At 64.8% G+C, this 1,598-nt stretch carries 1 protein-coding gene; it reads right to left on the reverse strand.

All coding sequences use genetic code 11. The features are described from left to right. Nucleotides 1-1,550 (reverse strand): homocysteine S-methyltransferase family protein (locus tag RMO30_RS00010; protein ID WP_309707824.1); only part of this gene is annotated, 1,550 nt, incomplete at its 3' end. Nucleotides 1,551-1,598 lie beyond the last annotated feature (48 nt).

Consider the following 1,598-nt stretch of genomic DNA (forward strand, 5'->3'; position numbering starts at 1 on the left):
GTGGGATCGAAGCCCACCTCGCTGACCAGGATGTCGTACGCGCGCGCGCAGATGGCGACCTTGCGCTCGACCGTGTCGGCCTGTCCCTGCTCGTCGAAAGCCATGATCACGACGGCGGTGCCGTAGCGTTTGCACAGCCGCGCGTGATGCCGGAACGCGTCCTCCCCTTCCTTGAGCGAGATCGAGTTGACGACCGACTTTCCCTGGAGTGTCTTCAGTCCCGACTCGATCACCGACCACTTCGAGCTGTCCACCATGAGCGGAACGCGGCAGATGTCGGGCTCCGAGGCGACCAGGTTGAGGAAGTCGGACATCATCTTCTCGGAGTCGAGCAGACCCTCGTCCATGTTCACGTCGAGGATGTTCGCGCCGCCTTCGATCTGCTGCTTGGCGACTCGCAGCGCACCTTCGAGATCGTTCTCTTTGACCAGCTTCGAGAACTTCGGGGAGCCGGTGACATTGGTGCGCTCGCCGACCATGATGAAGTTCGAGTCTGCGGTGACCGTGAGCGGCTCGAGGCCGCTCAGTCGCAGGTGCGGCTCGACCGTCGCCGGGATGCGCGGCGCAAACGTGGCGACAGTGTCCGCAATGACGCGGATGTGGTCCGGTGTCGTGCCGCAACAGCCGCCGACGATGTTCAGCCAGCCGCTCTCGGCGAAGTCGCGCAGGACGGCGGCCATCATGTCGGGAGTCTCGTCGTAACCGCCAAGAGCGTTGGGCAGGCCGGCGTTGGGATAGCACGACATGAAGATCGGCGCGAGCGTCGACAGCTCTTCGACATGGGCGCGCATCTCTTCGGCACCGAGCGCGCAGTTGATGCCCACCGCGAGGAGAGGTGCGTGCGCGATCGAGTTCCAGCACGCCTCCACCGTCTGCCCGCTGAGGGTGCGGCCGGAGGCATCCGTGATGGTGATCGAGGCGATGACCGGCAGCGTGATGCCCGTGTCCTCGAAGTACTTTTCGATGGCGAAGAGCCCTGCTTTGAGATTGAGTGTGTCGAACGTGGTCTCGACCAGCAGCAGGTCGACGCCTCCGTCGACGAGTCCGTGCACCTGCTCGTAATACGCATCGACGAGCTCGTCGAAGGTGACGCCGCGCATCCCGGGGTTGTTCACGTCCGGTGAGAGCGACGCGGTGCGGTTGGTCGGGCCCATCGCGCCGGCCACGAAGCGGGGCTTTTCCGGCGTCGAGAGCTCGTCGGCCGCGCGCCGGCAGATCTCAGCTGCCGCTCTGTTGACCTCGTAGACATAGGCCTGGAGATCGTAGTCGGCGAACGAGATCGCCTGGGCGTTGAACGTATTCGTCTCGATGATGTCGGCGCCGGCCGCGAGGTACTGCCGGTGAATCTCGTCGAGCACGGCGGGGCGGGTCAGGGCCAGGACGTCGCTGGCGCCGCGGAGGTCGCGCGAATGAGAGGCGAACCGGTCGCCGCGGAACGCCGCTTCGTCCAGCTCGTACCGCTGGATCATCGTCCCCATCGCTCCGTCGAGGACCAGGATGCGGCGGGTGAGGATGTTCCTCAGCTCTTCTGTGCGATCGGGTCGTGCCATCAGATTCTCCGCAAAAAACAAAAGCCCCGCCATCCAGATAGGCGGGGC

The organism is Pseudolysinimonas sp., assembly GCF_031389465.1.
Lineage (GTDB): Bacteria > Actinomycetota > Actinomycetes > Actinomycetales > Microbacteriaceae > Pseudolysinimonas_A.